The sequence below is a fragment of the Helicobacter sp. T3_23-1059 genome (assembly GCF_053654515.1).
Map to the genome: position 1 here is coordinate 1 of NZ_JBSIUV010000173.1, position 830 is coordinate 830.

The 830-nt window shown below is 33.5% G+C and carries 1 protein-coding gene; it reads left to right on the forward strand.

Features of this window, described 5'->3' with window-relative positions:
• Nucleotides 1-830 (forward strand): hypothetical protein (locus tag ACWIX0_RS13890; RefSeq protein WP_454174571.1); only part of this gene is annotated, 830 nt, incomplete at both ends.

Sequence of the window (830 nt, forward strand, 5' to 3'; positions counted from 1 at the left end):
CTTTGATATAAAGCACAATAAAAACATTGATTTAATCTTTTTCCCGCAAAATAATCCATATATAAACTATGCCGTCCTTTATGCTAAAGATTTCCAAAAAAGCATAGATGATGAATCCTATATGCCACGAGCACTAAAATATATAAAAATTCCTTACGACATAAACTACGACTTTGCAAAAGAGATTCTCTCAAAAGCTGGATTTAGCGAATCGCAACAAAAGCGATTTTTTGATTCACGCTTTGGCTCGGTGCTTGTGCCGATTGAAGTGGAATGTGAGTGGTATATAGCCACTTGGAATACTTACGATAAGAAAAACAGCATAAAAGAAAATATTACCTTTCCAAAATATGATTTTTATCTTAATGATGCACCGAGCCTTGATGAAAATGGCGTTGATATTTGTCTAGGCATAATCAAATCCCATAAAATCTTACCACAAAATCAAATATTAAATTTTCCAGAGTCTATCACCTCTTGGGAGGATAATGAATATAATCCAAAAACACAACTTTATGAATATGTGATTAAACATTTACCATACACCGAAGTCTTTAAACCTCTCCCCACCTCCGCCCTAGCTATCACAACAACAAACATAAATGACTTTATCGTAAATGTGCGCGATAAGCCAGACTTACAAGATGGCAAAATCATAGCACAGCTTTTATCGCAAGAATTGCGTGATTATAATATTTCAGCACAACAAGTCTATTATAAAAAAGAAAAATCCAAACTTATAAACCCCCTATGGCGAGATAATTATTTAGTGCTTATTTGGGATATATTGCCAAATGATTGGTGCAAAGTGTGGATATTAAAAATGATAG